Annotated in this window: 12 protein-coding genes and 1 tRNA gene; 4 read left to right on the forward strand and 9 right to left on the reverse strand. The window is 55.2% G+C overall.

Features of this window, described 5'->3' with window-relative positions; genetic code table 11:
• The first annotated feature begins 80 nt into the window (after nt 1-80).
• The gene (locus N1689_RS16560) at nt 81-1,412 is read left to right on the forward strand and encodes an MFS transporter (protein ID WP_161736404.1); all 1,332 of its coding nucleotides are present in this window, start codon (nt 81-83) and stop codon (nt 1,410-1,412) included.
• 587 nt (nt 1,413-1,999) lie between these two features.
• Here the strand turns inward: N1689_RS16560 and ilvC are convergent.
• On the reverse strand, nt 2,000-3,475 hold the full coding sequence (ilvC, locus tag N1689_RS16565; protein ID WP_161736405.1) for a ketol-acid reductoisomerase: 1,476 nt from the start codon (nt 3,473-3,475) through the stop codon (nt 2,000-2,002).
• 162 nt (nt 3,476-3,637) lie between these two features.
• Between ilvC and ilvY the strand changes: the two genes are divergently transcribed.
• The gene (ilvY, locus tag N1689_RS16570) at nt 3,638-4,519 is read left to right on the forward strand and encodes an HTH-type transcriptional activator IlvY (RefSeq protein WP_150015864.1); all 882 of its coding nucleotides are present in this window, start codon (nt 3,638-3,640) and stop codon (nt 4,517-4,519) included.
• On the opposite strand, the gene ilvA is transcribed toward ilvY, so the two are convergent.
• The 6 genes from ilvA to ilvL all read right to left on the reverse strand — a co-directional run bounded on the left by ilvA (nt 4,520) and on the right by ilvL (nt 11,080).
• Nucleotides 4,520-6,067, reverse strand: coding sequence for a threonine ammonia-lyase, biosynthetic (ilvA, locus tag N1689_RS16575; RefSeq protein ID WP_260059447.1), 1,548 nt, complete (start codon nt 6,065-6,067; stop codon nt 4,520-4,522).
• Between the two features lie 2 nt (nt 6,068-6,069).
• Nucleotides 6,070-7,920: a dihydroxy-acid dehydratase gene (ilvD, locus tag N1689_RS16580; RefSeq protein ID WP_260059448.1), complete on the reverse strand. Its 1,851-nt coding sequence runs from the start codon at nt 7,918-7,920 to the stop codon at nt 6,070-6,072.
• A gap of 62 nt (nt 7,921-7,982) precedes the next feature.
• The gene (locus N1689_RS16585) at nt 7,983-8,912 is read right to left on the reverse strand and encodes a branched-chain amino acid transaminase (RefSeq protein WP_161736407.1); all 930 of its coding nucleotides are present in this window, start codon (nt 8,910-8,912) and stop codon (nt 7,983-7,985) included.
• A gap of 18 nt (nt 8,913-8,930) precedes the next feature.
• The gene (gene ilvM / locus N1689_RS16590; RefSeq protein ID WP_008926359.1) at nt 8,931-9,188 is read right to left on the reverse strand and encodes an acetolactate synthase 2 small subunit; all 258 of its coding nucleotides are present in this window, start codon (nt 9,186-9,188) and stop codon (nt 8,931-8,933) included.
• Nucleotides 9,185-10,831, reverse strand: a complete 1,647-nt coding sequence (gene ilvG / locus N1689_RS16595) for an acetolactate synthase 2 catalytic subunit (protein ID WP_161736408.1) — start codon at nt 10,829-10,831, stop codon at nt 9,185-9,187. Before ilvG ends, ilvM begins: the two co-directional genes overlap by 4 nt.
• A gap of 150 nt (nt 10,832-10,981) precedes the next feature.
• Nucleotides 10,982-11,080, reverse strand: a complete 99-nt coding sequence (gene ilvL, locus N1689_RS16600) for an ilv operon leader peptide (protein ID WP_072101316.1) — start codon at nt 11,078-11,080, stop codon at nt 10,982-10,984.
• A 330-nt stretch (nt 11,081-11,410) separates the two neighbouring features.
• Between ilvL and N1689_RS16605 the strand changes: the two genes are divergently transcribed.
• Nucleotides 11,411-12,934: a YifB family Mg chelatase-like AAA ATPase gene (locus tag N1689_RS16605; protein WP_222924848.1), complete on the forward strand. Its 1,524-nt coding sequence runs from the start codon at nt 11,411-11,413 to the stop codon at nt 12,932-12,934.
• Nucleotides 12,935-12,959: 25 nt separating this feature from the next.
• Here N1689_RS16605 and N1689_RS16610 read toward each other — a convergent pair whose 3' ends face one another.
• Nucleotides 12,960-13,298 (reverse strand): DUF413 domain-containing protein, encoded by a 339-nt coding sequence (locus N1689_RS16610; protein ID WP_010253568.1) that lies wholly within the window; start codon nt 13,296-13,298, stop codon nt 12,960-12,962.
• A gap of 120 nt (nt 13,299-13,418) precedes the next feature.
• Here N1689_RS16610 and hdfR point away from each other — a divergent pair, with 120 nt between their 5' ends.
• Complete coding sequence (gene hdfR / locus N1689_RS16615; RefSeq protein ID WP_161736410.1) at nt 13,419-14,252, forward strand: HTH-type transcriptional regulator HdfR; 834 nt, start codon at nt 13,419-13,421, stop codon at nt 14,250-14,252.
• Nucleotides 14,253-14,372: 120 nt separating this feature from the next.
• Here hdfR and N1689_RS16620 read toward each other — a convergent pair.
• A tRNA-Trp gene (locus tag N1689_RS16620) sits at nt 14,373-14,448 on the reverse strand.
• Nucleotides 14,449-14,531: the final 83 nt, after the last annotated feature.

The raw sequence follows: 14,531 nt of genomic DNA on the forward strand, positions 1-14,531 counted from the left end.
GCGGCGCGGGTTTTCATCATTGAATGCGCTCTGGCAGATGCGTAAGATTCTTTGTCTGTATTTACAAATAAGAAACAGTTATGCAAGCCTCCCTCACAGACACACTCGACAAACAGCAGGATCCCACACCGGTTAACTCACGCAGTAAAGTGGTGATTGCCTCGCTGGTCGGTACCGCCATCGAGTTCTTCGACTTTTATATTTATGCCACTGCGGCAGTGATTGTTTTTCCGCACATTTTCTTCCCGCAGGGTGATGCCACGGTCGCCACGCTACAGTCGCTGGCCACTTTTGCTATCGCCTTTATCGCACGTCCGATTGGCTCCGCCGTATTTGGTCACTTTGGCGATCGCGTCGGGCGTAAAGCCACGCTGGTTGCCTCGCTGCTGACTATGGGGATCTCTACGGTGGTCATTGGGCTGCTGCCAGGCTATGAGACGATTGGCGTGATGGCACCGCTGCTGCTGGCGCTGGCGCGTTTTGGTCAGGGGCTGGGACTGGGCGGTGAATGGGGCGGCGCGGCGCTGCTGGCGACGGAAAATGCCCCGGCGAAGAAGCGTGCGCTCTATGGTTCATTCCCTCAGCTGGGTGCACCGATTGGCTTTTTCTTCGCTAACGGGACTTTTCTGCTGCTCTCCTGGCTGCTGACCGACGAGCAGTTTATGCAGTGGGGCTGGCGCGTGCCGTTTATTCTCTCCGCCGTGCTGGTGCTGATTGGCCTGTATGTGCGCGTGTCGCTGCATGAGAGTCCGGTGTTTGCCAAAGTGCAGAAAGAGAAGAAGCAGGTTCGGGTGCCGATTGCGGCGCTGCTGAGCAAGCATCTGACCGCCACGATTCTCGGCACTTTTATCATGCTGGCGACCTATACGCTGTTCTATATCATGACCGTCTATTCGATGAGCTATGGCACCACACCATCACCAGCAGGTCTGGGCATTCCGCGTAACAGTATGTTGTGGATGCTGATGCTGGCGGTGATTGGTTTTGGTGTGATGGTGCCGATTGCCGGTTTGCTGGCCGACCGTTTTGGTCGTCGCAAGACGATGATTACCATTACGCTGATGATTATCGCGTTTTCGTTCCTGTTCCCAACGATGCTGGGTTCCGGTTCACAGGCGCTGGTGATGGCGTTTCTGCTGCTGGGTCTGAGCATTATGGGGCTGACGTTTGGCCCGATGGGCGCGCTGCTGCCGGAGCTGTTCCCGACCGAAGTGCGTTATACCGGCGCCTCGTTCTCCTATAATCTCTCCTCGATTCTGGGAGCCTCTGTTGCGCCTTACATCGCGACCTGGCTGAATGCCAATTATGGTCTGCAGGCGGTGGGGCTGTATCTGGCATCGATGGCGGTGCTGACGCTGATCGCGTTGCTGGCCTGTAAAGAGACGCGTCACCAGACGTTGTATGACGTTTAATCCTGTTAGATGAAGATCAGTGAAACCCGGCAGCCGCCGGGTTTTTTTATGGGCTGGGTTCAATAAATCTAAGGCAGCTTAGGGAACATACTTCGACACTGAGGAGTTTAAAAGCATAGCCTTGTGGTCATGCAATAGGCTCAGGGAGCATACGCCTTTCGCAAAGACGCAAAAGACGCCATCCATGGCGGGCTCAGCGCGGGCCGTCCCTGGCCCGCTATGCTTTGCTACAGGCGTATGCTCCCATCGCTTTAACCATGTTGGCTGTCTGTTTAGAAAATCTGAATTGTGCTCAAAGTTACAAACGTGGGCTGTGATAACTCTTCCAACAATAAAATAGCTCAGGGCGCTGGCAATATGGTCAGAGGAGGAAAGCGTCCCGCGCCATGGATGGCGCGGGCAGAGCATGCCAGGGATGGCGGGTTTTGCGTCTTTCCGATCTGACCGTATTGCCCGTGCAGGCTCGGTCTTACAGCGAAGCAGGCAGTGCAGGCACCGTTCCACCAGCGAACTTCTCAGGTAGTGTTCCCAAACAAAAAACCCCGGCAAGCCGGGGTTTGTTTTGCTGAAAACTGTGATGACGGTTATTAGCCCGCGACAGCGATACGCTTCATGTCGGTCATGTAGCCACGCAGTTTGCGGCCAACGGTTTCAATCGGGTGCTGGCGAACGGCTTCGTTAACGTCACGCAGCTGTGCGTTGTCGACCTGCGTACCTTCCACCGCTTTACCCAGATCGCCCGGCTGCAGTGTGGTCATGAACTCTTTCAGCAACGGCACCGCAGCGAAGGAGAACAGGTAGTTACCATATTCAGCGGTATCAGAGATCACCACGTTCATTTCATACAGACGCTTACGGGCGATGGTGTTCGCGATCAACGGCAGCTCATGCAGGGATTCGTAGTAAGCAGACTCTTCGATGATGCCGGCATCTACCATGGTTTCAAACGCCAGCTCAACGCCCGCTTTCACCATCGCAACCATTACAACACCTTTATCGTAGTACTCCTGCTCTTCGATTTTGCCTTCATACTGTGAGGCAGTTTCGAATGCGGTCTGGCCGGTCTCTTCACGCCAGGTCAGCAGGTTTTTATCATCGTTCGCCCAGTCAGCCATCATGCCGGAAGAGAATTCGCCGGAGATGATGTCATCCATATGCTTCTGGAACAGCGGCGCCATGATGGTTTTCAACTGCTCTGACAGCGCATAAGCGCGCAGTTTCGCCGGGTTAGAGAGACGATCCATCATCAGGGTGATGCCACCAAACTTCAGTGACTCGGTGATGGTTTCCCAGCCGAACTGAATCAGTTTTTCTGCGTAAGCCGGATCCGTACCTTCAGCCACCAGCTTATCGAAGCAGAGCAGTGAACCGGCCTGCAGCATGCCACACAGGATGGTCTGCTCACCCATCAGGTCAGATTTCACTTCTGCAACGAAGGAAGATTCCAGCACGCCAGCACGATCGCCGCCGGTCGCTGCTGCCCAGGCTTTGGCAATCGCCATGCCTTCACCTTTTGGATCGTTTTCCGGGTGAACCGCGATCAGCGTCGGAACACCAAAGCCGCGTTTATACTCTTCACGGACTTCTGTACCCGGGCACTTCGGTGCCACCATCACAACAGTGATGTCTTTACGGATGCTTTCGCCCACTTCAACGATGTTGAAACCGTGCGAGTAACCCAGCGCAGCGCCATCTTTCATCAGCGGCTGAACAGCCTGAACTACTGCGGAGTGCTGCTTGTCTGGCGTCAGGTTAACGACCAGGTCCGCCTGCGGGATCAGATCTTCGTAAGTACCCACTTTAAAACCGTTATCGGTCGCTTTACGCCATGAAGGGCGTTTCTCAGCAATCGCTTCGGCACGCAGTGCATAGGCGACATCCAGACCTGAATCACGCATGTTCAGACCCTGGTTCAGGCCCTGCGCACCACAGCCAACGATAACGACTTTTTTGCCTTTCAGGAAACTGGCACCATCCGCGAATTCTTCACGCGCCATGAAACGACATTTGCCTAATTGCGCCAACTGGTTGCGCAGGTTCAATGTGTTGAAATAGTTAGCCATGGGTACTCCGGTAAGGTTGTGTTTGCTTTTTTTGTTCAGGAACGGCGTGTCATGCAACGCCGCGAATGACCCCATCATATGACAGGAATTCTGTTGCTTAAATTGATATATTAACAACGTCACATTGCAATAAATGCAACACCACCCAGAGGCGACGCGCACATGGATTTACGGGATCTGAAACTGTTTCTTCATCTGGCAGAAAGCTGCCACTTCGGGCGCACGGCGCGTGCGATGCACGTCAGCCCTTCCACGCTGTCACGCCAGATCCAGCGGCTTGAAGACGATGTCGGCCATGCGCTGTTTCTGCGCGATAACCGCACCGTGACGCTGACGGAAGCGGGTGAACGCCTGCGTCAGTTTGCCCAGCAGACCCTGTTGCAATATCAGCAACTGCGTCATGTGATGGATCTTAACGGTCCGTCACTCAGCGGCGAACTGCGCCTGTTCTGTTCGGTAACGGCGGCCTACAGCCATCTGCCGCCGATCCTCGACCGCTTTCGTGCCGAACATCCGCAGGTCGAAATTAAACTGGATACCGGTGATGCTGCGGATGCGGTAGAAAAAGTGCACTCCGGCGATGCCGATCTGGCTATTGCCGGCCGTCCTGAAACTTTGCCCGCCAGCATTGATTTTATGCCACTGGGGCTGATTCCGCTGGTGCTGATTGCGCCTGCATTACCCTGTGCCGTCCGCACACAGGCCACCCAGCCGCAGCCCGACTGGTCAAAAATTCCGTTTATCCTGCCGGTGCAGGGACCCGCACGACGGCGTATCGATCTCTGGTTCCGCCGCCAGCGCATCCCGAATCCGGTGATTTACGCCACGGTATCGGGGCATGAGGCGATAGTCTCAATGGTAGCGCTGGGTTGCGGTATTGCGCTGTTGCCGGATGTCGTGCTGGAGAACAGCCCGGACCCGGTGCGGAACCGCGTGCTGATGCTGGAGAATGTGGAGTCTGTTGCGCCGTTCGAACTCGGTATCTGCGTGCAAAAAAAGCGGCTCGGAGAGCCGCTGATCAGTGCTTTCTGGAGCCAGCTGTAATCAGTGGCCTGACAGGAAGAAGCGGAACGCCGGGTTCTGGCTTTCGTCGTGAAAGTCGTAACCCAGATCGGTGAGATGCTCCTCAAAACGCGGTTCATCGCTGCCGAGCTCAAAAGCCGCCAGCACACGACCATAATCGGTGCCGTGGCTACGGTAGTGAAACAGCGAGATATTCCAGTGGGTGCCCAGCGTTTGCAGGAACTTCAGCAACGCGCCAGGCGCCTCCGGGAATTCGAAGCTGAAGAGCCGTTCACGCAGCGGCTTGGAGGGACGTCCGCCCACCATGTAACGCACATGCAATTTCGCCATTTCATCATCTGAGAGATCGACCACCTGATAACCGCCGCGCGTAAGTTCGCTTATGATTTCGCTGCGCTCTTCCACGCCACGGGTCAGACGTACACCAACAAAGATGCAGGCTTTGTCCGCATCGGCGTAACGATAGTTGAACTCGGTGATGGAACGTCCGCCCAGCGTCTGACAGAAACGCAGGAAGCTGCCCTGCTGTTCCGGGATCGTTACAGCCAGCAGCGCTTCACGCTGTTCGCCCAGCTCGCAACGCTCGGAGACGTAACGCAGGCCGTGGAAGTTGACGTTGGCACCGGACAAGACATGCGCCAGCCGCTCGCCTTTGATCTCGTGCTGCTGGATATACTTCTTCATGCCCGCCAGCGCCAGCGCACCAGACGGTTCCGCCACGGCACGAACATCTTCGAACAGATCTTTCATCGCAGCGCAAATGGCATCGCTGTCGACGGTGATGATGTCATCGATGTAGGCCTGACAGAGCCGGAAGGTTTCGCTGCCAATCCGCTTCACCGCCACCCCTTCGGCAAACAGCCCGACGCGTGGCAGATCGACCGGATGACCGGCATCCAGCGCCGCTTTCAGGCAGGCTGAATCTTCTGACTCCACCGCAATCACTTTGATCTGCGGCATCAACTGCTTGATCAATACAGCGACGCCCGCTGCCAGACCGCCACCACCAACCGGCACAAAGACCCGGTCGAGGTGCGCATCCTGCTGCAACAGCTCCATCGCCAGCGTGCCCTGTCCGGCAATCACAGCCGGATGGTCAAACGGCGGAACGAAGGTGTAGCCGCGCTGTTCAGCGAGCTCTATCGCTTTGGCTTTCGCCTCGTCAAAGTTGGCCCCAAACAGAAAAGCCTCACCGCCAAATGCGCGCACTGCATCAACCTTGATGTCTGCGGTCGCCAGCGGCATCACAATCAGTGACTTAATGCCCAGCTTCGTCGCGGAGAGCGCCACGCCCTGCGCATGGTTACCGGCCGAAGCCGTCACTACGCCGCGCGCTTTCTGCTCTTCGCTCAGACCGGCAATCATTGCGTAGGCACCGCGCACCTTGAAACTGTGCACCGGCTGACGATCTTCCCGCTTTACCAGAATGGTGTTGCCGAGACGCGATGAAATTTTTTCCATAACCTGCAGCGGCGTCACCTGTGCCACTTCATACACCGGTGAACGCAGCACTGCATGCAAATACTCGGCGCCGCAAGGCGCGTCGGGTAGCGGTTGAGACTCGGCCATGTTTAGCCTCCCAGCTTGCTCTTATCGCGAACGGCGCCTTTGTCAGCACTGGTCGCGAGTAATGCGTAAGCACGCAGCGCAAAGGAGACTTCACGCTGACGATTGACCGGCGTATATGCCGCATCGCCACGTGCCTGCTGCTCTTCACGGCGGGCATGCAGTTCGTTATCCGGCACAGCGAGTTTGATGCCGCGGTTCGGGATATCGATCTCAATGGTGTCGCCATCTTTGACCAGCGCAATGGTGCCGCCGTTGGCCGCTTCAGGCGAAGCGTGACCGATAGAGAGGCCCGATGTGCCACCAGAGAAACGACCGTCGGTGATCAGAGCGCAACTTTTACCCAGACCCATCGATTTCAGATAGGTGGTCGGATAGAGCATTTCCTGCATGCCCGGCCCGCCTTTTGGCCCTTCGTAGCGGATGACAACTACGTCGCCTGCCACGACTTTGCCGCCCAGAATCGCTTCTACCGCGTCATCCTGGCTTTCATAGACTTTGGCCGGGCCGGTGAAGGTCAGGATCTCTTTGTCTACGCCCGCTGTTTTAACGATACAGCCATCTTCGGCGATGTTGCCGTACAGCACGGCCAGACCGCCATCCTGCGAGTACGCGTTTTCGCGGGTGCGGATGCAGCCTTCGGCACGGTCATCATCCAGCGTGTCCCAGCGGCAGTTCTGCGAGAATGCCTGGGTGGTACGGATGCCCGCCGGACCGGCGCGGAACGTATCTTTTACCGCCTGATCTTTGGTCAGCATGATGTCGTACTGATCCAGCGTTTCACGCATGGTCTGCTGCAGGATATTACGGGCGCTGCTGTCGAACAGGCCGGCACGATCCAGCTCGCCGAGAATGGCGAAAACACCACCTGCGCGATGCACATCTTCCATGTGGTATTTCGGGGTACTTGGCGCGACTTTACAAAGCTGAGGCACTTTACGTGACAGGCGATCGATGTCGGAGATATTGAAGTCGATGTCGCCTTCCTGGGCCGCCGCCAGCAGGTGCAGCACGGTGTTGGTGGAGCCGCCCATGGCGATATCCAGCATCATGGCGTTCTCGAAGGCGGCCTTGTTCGCGATGTTGCGCGGCAGCATGTTGACGTCATCCTGCTCGTAGTAGCGCTTGGTGAGACTGACGATGCGCTTACCGGCATTGATGAACAGCTCTTTGCGATCAGCGTGCGTGGCCAGCAGTGAACCGTTGCCAGGCTGCGACAGGCCGAGTGCTTCGGTCAGGCAGTTCATCGAGTTGGCGGTGAACATGCCGGAGCAGGAGCCGCAGGTCGGACAGGCAGAGCGTTCGATCTGATCGCTGTCGGCATCGCTGACGTTCGGGTTCGCACCCTGAATCATCGCATCGACCAGGTCCAGCTTGATGATCTGATCAGAAAGCTTGGTTTTACCCGCTTCCATCGGGCCGCCTGAAACGAAGATCACCGGAATATTAAGGCGCAGAGACGCCATCAGCATGCCTGGGGTGATTTTGTCACAGTTGGAGATGCAGACCATGGCGTCGGCGCAGTGCGCATTAACCATGTACTCGACCGAGTCAGCAATCAGCTCACGCGAAGGCAGTGAATACAGCATGCCGCCATGACCCATGGCAATACCGTCATCCACCGCGATGGTGTTGAACTCTTTAGCCACACCACCCGCCGCTTCAATCTGCTCAGCGACGAGTTTACCCAGGTCGCGGAGGTGAACGTGGCCAGGGACAAATTGGGTGAATGAGTTAACCACAGCGATAATCGGCTTGCCGAAATCGTCGTCGGTCATTCCTGTCGCGCGCCATAAGGCACGGGCACCCGCCATGTTGCGGCCGTGGGTGGTAGTGGCGGAACGGTACTTAGGCATGCTCTATTTACTCCAGTAAGAATAAGCTCGCGGACGTCAGATGACGCCCGCGCTGTATCTGATTATGGGTTAACCGGATCTAACCAGCCCCATTTGTCTTCGGTTTCGCCGGTGAAGAGACCAAAGAAGGCCTCCTGAATGCGTTTAGTCACCGGACCACGCTTGCCTTCGCCCACCTGAATGCGGTCGACGCTGCGCACCGGTGTGATTTCTGCGGCGGTGCCCGACATAAAGACTTCGTCAGCCAGGTAGAGAGATTCACGCGACAGAGTCTGCTCACGCACTTCAATGCCCATATCACGCGCCAGCGTGATGATGGCATCGCGGGTGATGCCCGGCAGTGCCGAAGAGGTAAATGGCGGGGTATAGAGCACACCATCTTTAACTTCAAACAGGTTTTCGCCTGCCCCTTCTGAGATCAGGCCATTGGTATCCAGCGCAATGCCTTCCTGATAGCCATGACGACGGGCTTCGCTACCCACCAGCAGTGAGGAGAGGTAGTTACCACCCGCTTTAGCAGCAGTTGGCAGAGTGTTTGGCGCCACGCGGTTCCATGAAGAGACCATCGCGTCAATGCCATTCTCCAGCGCTTCAGCGCCCAGGTACGCGCCCCACGGGAAGGCGGCAATGATCACGTCAGTTGTGAAGCCGTCTGGCGGGTTCACGCCCAGGCCCACATCGCCGACAAAGGCCAGCGGACGGATATAAGCACTTTTCAGTTTGTTCACGCGGATGACTTCGCGGCACGCTTCCATCAGCTCATCAACGCTGCTTTTAATCGGGAAACGATAGATTTTGGCGGAGTCATGCAGACGTTGCATGTGTTCACGATGACGGAACACAACCGGTCCTTTGTGAGAGTCGTAGCAGCGCACGCCTTCAAATACCGACGTACCATAGTGCAAGGCGTGGGACATGACGCTGACCTTCGCCTCTTCCCACTTAACCATCTCGCCATTGAACCAAATAAAGTCTGCTTTCTTCGTGCTCATTGTTATTCCCTCTCGCGGCTACGCGCGGATTTGTTGTGTTGTCTGTTGTTGAATCTGAACGCATGCAACGTCGATCAATTTACTTAACTGCGAAGACAGTAAATCGACGGAGCGCTGGCTGGCAACGGTCATTTCAATATTAATGTTTTCTGCGTTGGCGACTGAGGCCATGTTCATAGAACAGACCTGAAAACCGCGGTGACGCACGACGCGTAAAATGCGCTCTAATATTTCAGGGCGGAAACGGGCTTCGATAGACAATTGATGCTGGTTCATACGGTTTTCTCCATCATGTTTGCATTGCTGGCACCCGGCGGTACCAGTGGCCAGACGTTTTCATGCTCATCAATTGCAACATGCAGGAAGTAAGGACCTTCGCTGTTCAGCAGAGCATCAAGGGCGGCGTCGACCTGATCTTTACGGGTAATGCGCTGGCCGGGGATGTTGAACGCGCTGGCCAGCGTGAGGAAATCGGGATTATCGGACAGGTTGGTTTCGCTGTAGCGACCGTCAAAAAAGAGCTGTTGCCACTGGCGTACCATACCCAGACGCTGGTTATCCATCAGTACGATTTTGACCGGCAGCCTGCCGCGCTTGATGGTGCCCAGCTCCTGAATGTTCATCATGATGGAGCCATCACCGGAGACACAGATAACCGTATCGTCCGGGCGTGCAACCTGCGCACCAATGGCAGCAGGCAAACCAAAGCCCATGGTGCCTAAGCCGCTGGAGGTGATGAAATTCTCCGGTGCGTTAAATGCCATGTGCTGCGCCGTCCACATCTGATGCTGACCGACGTCGGTGGTGACCACGGTATTCGCCGGTTTGCGATCGGAAAGTTGCTTCAGCAGCAGCGGCGCATAGATCGCTTCGCCCGGATGGTCGTAGCGCCATGCGTGGCTGGCTTTCAGTGCCTGCACCTCATCGCGCCAGGCGTTGATAGACAAAGGCTGACTCAGTGCGGACAGCAGTTCGTTGAGATCGCCCTGCAGGGAGACATGAGCGCGGCGTAATTTGTTTAACTCAGCGGGATCGATATCGAGATGAATCACGCTGGCGTGCGGTGCAAAGGTATCCAGCTTGCCGGTCACGCGATCATCGAAACGGGCACCGACCGCGATCAGCAGGTCACACGCCTGTACGGCCAGGTTAGCGGCTTTGGTACCGTGCATCCCCAGCATACCGAGATAGACGTCACTTTGCGGGTCCACGCTGCCCAGTCCTTTCAGAGTAGCAACCGCCGGAATGCCGGTCTCGTCTGCCAGCTTGCGCAGTGCCGGAACCGCCTGAGCCAGACCGACACCGCCGCCAACGTAGAGCATTGGCTTTCTGGCCTGCGCCATCAGTGCACGTGCGTGGTCAATCGCCTGATGTGGCAGCGCATTTCCTTCTTCAACCGGAACCAGATGCGGTGCGGGTTCACCCTGTGCAATCTGAATATCTTTCGGGATATCAACCAGTACCGGACCCGGACGGCCCGACTGCGCCAGCGCAAAAGCTTCCGCCATGATAGCGGGTAATTCATCCAGCGATTCAACCAGGAAGCTGTGCTTGGTGCAGGCCAGTGAGAGTCCCAGTACGTCGATCTCCTGGAAAGCATCGGTGCCGATGAAGGCCGAGGTGACCTGACCCGTTACCGCCACGACCGGTACCGAATCCATCATCGCATCCGCCAGACCGGTGATCAGGTTAGTCGCGCCGGGGCCGGAAGTGGCGATACAGACGCCGGTTTTGCCGGTTGAACGGGCATATCCGATTGCCGCCATTACAGCGCCCTGCTCGTGACGACACAACAGGTGTTCCACGCCGCCGTCATAGAGCGCGTCGTATACCGGCATGATGGCGCCGCCAGGGTAACCAAATACGGTATCAACACCCTGCGCGCGTAAAGCCTGAACTACCCACTGTGCACCTGTCATCGCTATTCTCCTGTGTCCTGACCGGAACAACAGAATTTTATGCTACTGTTCATTGTTTGTTCCTTGTGGATTTACTGATATTTCCTCGGGTCGAAAAAAAACCCCCGGACCTTTCGGTGCGGGGGTTTTTTCGGATTCGAGGCTTGATTTTTAAGCCTTTCTTTCTCCAAGCGTTGCCCCGCACGGTAGGTTAATAACCACCACCACGCTAATCACGACCAGGCTAATCACTTGTAGAAGGGCTTTCATGTGTTGTTCAATTCTTTTTCGTGTTCGAAGTAATGCCTACAGAGTTATCATAGTCAGGGGTCATCGCACAACTTTTTTTACAGATTTATTTTCGTGCGTGACGCGGAATCGTAACCTATCGATTTGTAATACAAGAAATAATTACATGATGATAATTATTCATCACTTTAGTGACGTAATAATATTTTGATGGATTTGCGTACTGTCGCACAGCATTTTAAAACGCCATGAAACAACTTTCGATGGGGTGTGCGATGGCCCGAACCATACTGATGATGTCATGGCTTTTCTTTGATGCAGTCACCAGACTGACGGTAACAAGGAGCGAGTATGTCATTGTCAAAAGTTCTGACCCGGGCAGCACTGGGGGTGGACGCCCCGCTGGTGACCATTGAGGCACATATCAGTAATGGCCTGCCTGCCTTAACCCTGGTAGGTCTGCCGGAAACCACGGTCAAAGAAGCGCGTGAGCGGGTACGCAGCGCTATTATCAACAGCGGTTTCACCTTTCCGGCAAAGCGGGTCACCATTAATCTGGCACCCGCGGATCTTCCTAAAGAGGGCGGACGGTATGACTTACCTATGGCGATCGCCATTCTGGTCGCCTCTGAGCAGCTTCCTGCCGACAAGCTGACGCACTACGAGTTTCTGGGTGAACTGGCACTCGACGGCGCGCTGTGCGGTGTACAGGGCGCGATTCCGGCGGCCATGGTGGCAATTCAGGCTGGACGGCAGATGGTTCTCTCTGCTGAGAATCAGGCGGATGCCGGACTTATCCGTCAGGGGTCTTCACTGGTTGCATCTCATCTCAGCAACGTGTGTGCCTTTCTGCGTAATGAACTCACATTACCGACAGCTCAGTCCCCTGATCATCAGGGCGAGCCGCCTGCTGACGATCTCGCAGATATCATTGGTCAGGAACAGGGACGCAGAGCACTGGAGATCACGGCGGCTGGCGGGCATAACCTGTTGCTGATTGGCCCGCCTGGCACCGGTAAAACAATGCTTGCCACCCGGCTGCCCGGCATCATGCCTTCTTTAACCGATCAGGAAGCACTGGAATGCGCAGCAATCGCCAGTCTCGTGAACACTAGCAGTACTCTGCACCGACAATGGCGCAGTCGGCCTTTCAGATCACCTCATCACAGTGCATCTCTCTATGCTTTGATTGGTGGCGGATCACTACCACGGCCGGGCGAGATCTCACTGGCGCATAACGGCGTGCTGTTTCTGGATGAGTTGCCGGAATTTGATCGTAAGGTGCTGGACTCTCTGCGCGAGCCATTAGAGTCGGGGGTCATCGCTATTTCACGTGCGCGCGCAAAAGTCACCTATCCGGCACGATTTCAGCTGATTGCTGCAATGAATCCAAGTCCAACCGGACATTATCAGGGACAGCATAACCGTACCTCACCTCAGCAGGTGCTGCGTTATCTCAGCAAGCTGTCCGGCCCTTTTCTCGATCGTTTTGATCTTTCGCTGGAGGTGCCCCTACTTCCGGGTGGAATGCTTAGCGGTCAACGCCCTGTAGCAGAAACGTCTGAACGGGTTCGTCATCGGGTGGTCGCAGCGCGGGAGATTCAGCTGACCCGTGCAGGCAAAATTAATGCGCATTTAAACAATGCGGAGATTATGCGCTGGTGTCAGCCAGCTAAAGAGGATGCGGAGTGGCTGGAGTCAGTACTGGAGAAACTGGGTTTATCTGTACGGGCATGGCAGCGGATTTTGAAGGTGGCGCGTACCGTGGCCGATCTGGCGGGAGAAGCAGACGTCAGTCGGCATCATCTGCAGGAGGCTGTCAGTTATCGCACGATTGATCGTTTAATGATTCATCTGCATAACAGCCTGCAATAAAAAAGGGGCTTTCGCCCCTTCTCTGTTAATCGTCGCTGTCGGTAAAGTCTTCGACGGTGTCCATCTGCGGTTTACCGCCGGACAGCGTATGAAAACGCTTAGGACGCTTAATGCGGGTCATATATTTAGACCATACACGTTCAGCTTCCGTTTGCGGCTCACGCACGCCACGACACACTTCAATAAACAGACGTTCTTCTTCTGTTGCAGGCTCACGCTTTGATAAATCCAGCTCATTAAAGGCGAAACCGTGGCGTTCAAGAAGCTGAGCTTCTTTAATAGTAAAGTCACCGTGGCGTGAGAAACCACGCGGGTAATGTTTGTTATCAAAGAAACGATTCTCTGTTGAGAAGCTTTCCGCCATGTTACACGCTCCTGATTTTCTAATGCCGTGCTGTTAATGGCGCGGAGTATTAGATAGGCTTGACAGAGTGTAAAACAAAACATTTAAATCTATACGACAAACATTTTTTGGGAGAACGCTGTGGATACGGAATTACTGAAAACTTTCCTGGAAGTGAGCAGAACACGCCATTTCGGGCGTGCTGCAGAAGCACTTTACCTTACGCAATCTGCTGTCAGTTTTCGCATCCGCCAGTTAGAGAATCAGCTTGGCGTTAACCTTTTTACACGGCATCGCAATAACATACGTCTGACGGCGGCTGGAGAACGCCTGCTTCCCTATGCTGAAAGCCTGATGAGCACATGGATGATGGCAAAGAAGGAGGTTTCCCACACTCAACAGCATCATGAGCTTTCGATCGGTGCCAGTGCATCGCTATGGGAGGCTTATCTGACGCCGTGGCTACAGACGCTTTATGAGAATCGTGAAAGCCTGCATTTAGAAGCGCGCGTGGCACAACGACACCTGCTGGTTAAGCAGCTCCATGAACGCCAGCTGGATCTGTTGATCACCACTGAAGCGCCTAAGATGGATGAGTTAACCAGTCAGCAGATTGGTCATATCTCACTGGCGCTGTTCTGCGCCCGGCAGAGCGAGAAACGCGAAAAATATGATTACATTAAACTGGAATGGGGAGCAGATTTTCATCAGCATCAGAGTTATCTTTCCGGCGCTGATGATGTGCCAGTACTGACCACAACGTCGGCGCATGTTACCCGTGAACTGCTGCATACCACCGGAGCGTGCGCGTTCCTGCCTGACTTCTGGCAAAGTGTTTACAATGAGTTGATGGTGATCCCGGATACGCCCGTCGCCGTTCGTCCGCTCTATGCTGTCTGGTTGCAGAACAGCGATCAGCAGGCGCATATCCGGCAGCTGCTTAAATTCCCGATTCTGGTCAGGCAAAACAGCTAAAGATTGGCAGGTAGAGAAGCAAGCAGGGAAGAGATGAGACCAGTTAGATTTAACTGGTTCTTCTTTTTTGCCTTTATGAAGGCAAAAAAAAATCCTTTGCCGAAGCAAAGGATCGTTTTCTGGCAGGGGCGGAGGGACTCGAACCCCCAACACCCGGTTTTGGAGACCGGTGCTCTACCAATTGAACTACGCCCCTAATAGGGTGGCGGAACGGACGGGGCTCGAACCCGCGACCCCCTGCGTGACAGGCAGGTATTCTAACCAACTGAACTACCGCTC

Source organism: Pantoea sp. XY16 (assembly GCF_025153065.1).
GTDB classification, from domain to species: domain Bacteria; phylum Pseudomonadota; class Gammaproteobacteria; order Enterobacterales; family Enterobacteriaceae; genus Pantoea; species Pantoea alfalfae.

Excerpts from the sequence above, each read along its gene's own strand:
- N1689_RS16560 (WP_161736404.1), top strand. The coding sequence starts at position 81 with ATGCAAGCCTCCCTCACAGACACACTCGACAAACAGCAGGATCCCACA.
- ilvL (WP_072101316.1), bottom strand. The coding sequence starts at position 11,080 with ATGAAAGCCCTTCTACAAGTGATTAGCCTGGTCGTGATTAGCGTGGTG.
- ilvY (WP_150015864.1), top strand. The coding sequence starts at position 3,638 with ATGGATTTACGGGATCTGAAACTGTTTCTTCATCTGGCAGAAAGCTGC.
- ilvC (WP_161736405.1), bottom strand. The coding sequence starts at position 3,475 with ATGGCTAACTATTTCAACACATTGAACCTGCGCAACCAGTTGGCGCAA.
- ilvA (WP_260059447.1), bottom strand. The coding sequence starts at position 6,067 with ATGGCCGAGTCTCAACCGCTACCCGACGCGCCTTGCGGCGCCGAGTAT.
- ilvM (WP_008926359.1), bottom strand. The coding sequence starts at position 9,188 with ATGAACCAGCATCAATTGTCTATCGAAGCCCGTTTCCGCCCTGAAATA.
- N1689_RS16605 (WP_222924848.1), top strand. The coding sequence starts at position 11,411 with ATGTCATTGTCAAAAGTTCTGACCCGGGCAGCACTGGGGGTGGACGCC.
- N1689_RS16610 (WP_010253568.1), bottom strand. The coding sequence starts at position 13,298 with ATGGCGGAAAGCTTCTCAACAGAGAATCGTTTCTTTGATAACAAACAT.
- N1689_RS16585 (WP_161736407.1), bottom strand. The coding sequence starts at position 8,912 with ATGAGCACGAAGAAAGCAGACTTTATTTGGTTCAATGGCGAGATGGTT.
- ilvD (WP_260059448.1), bottom strand. The coding sequence starts at position 7,920 with ATGCCTAAGTACCGTTCCGCCACTACCACCCACGGCCGCAACATGGCG.
- ilvG (WP_161736408.1), bottom strand. The coding sequence starts at position 10,831 with ATGACAGGTGCACAGTGGGTAGTTCAGGCTTTACGCGCGCAGGGTGTT.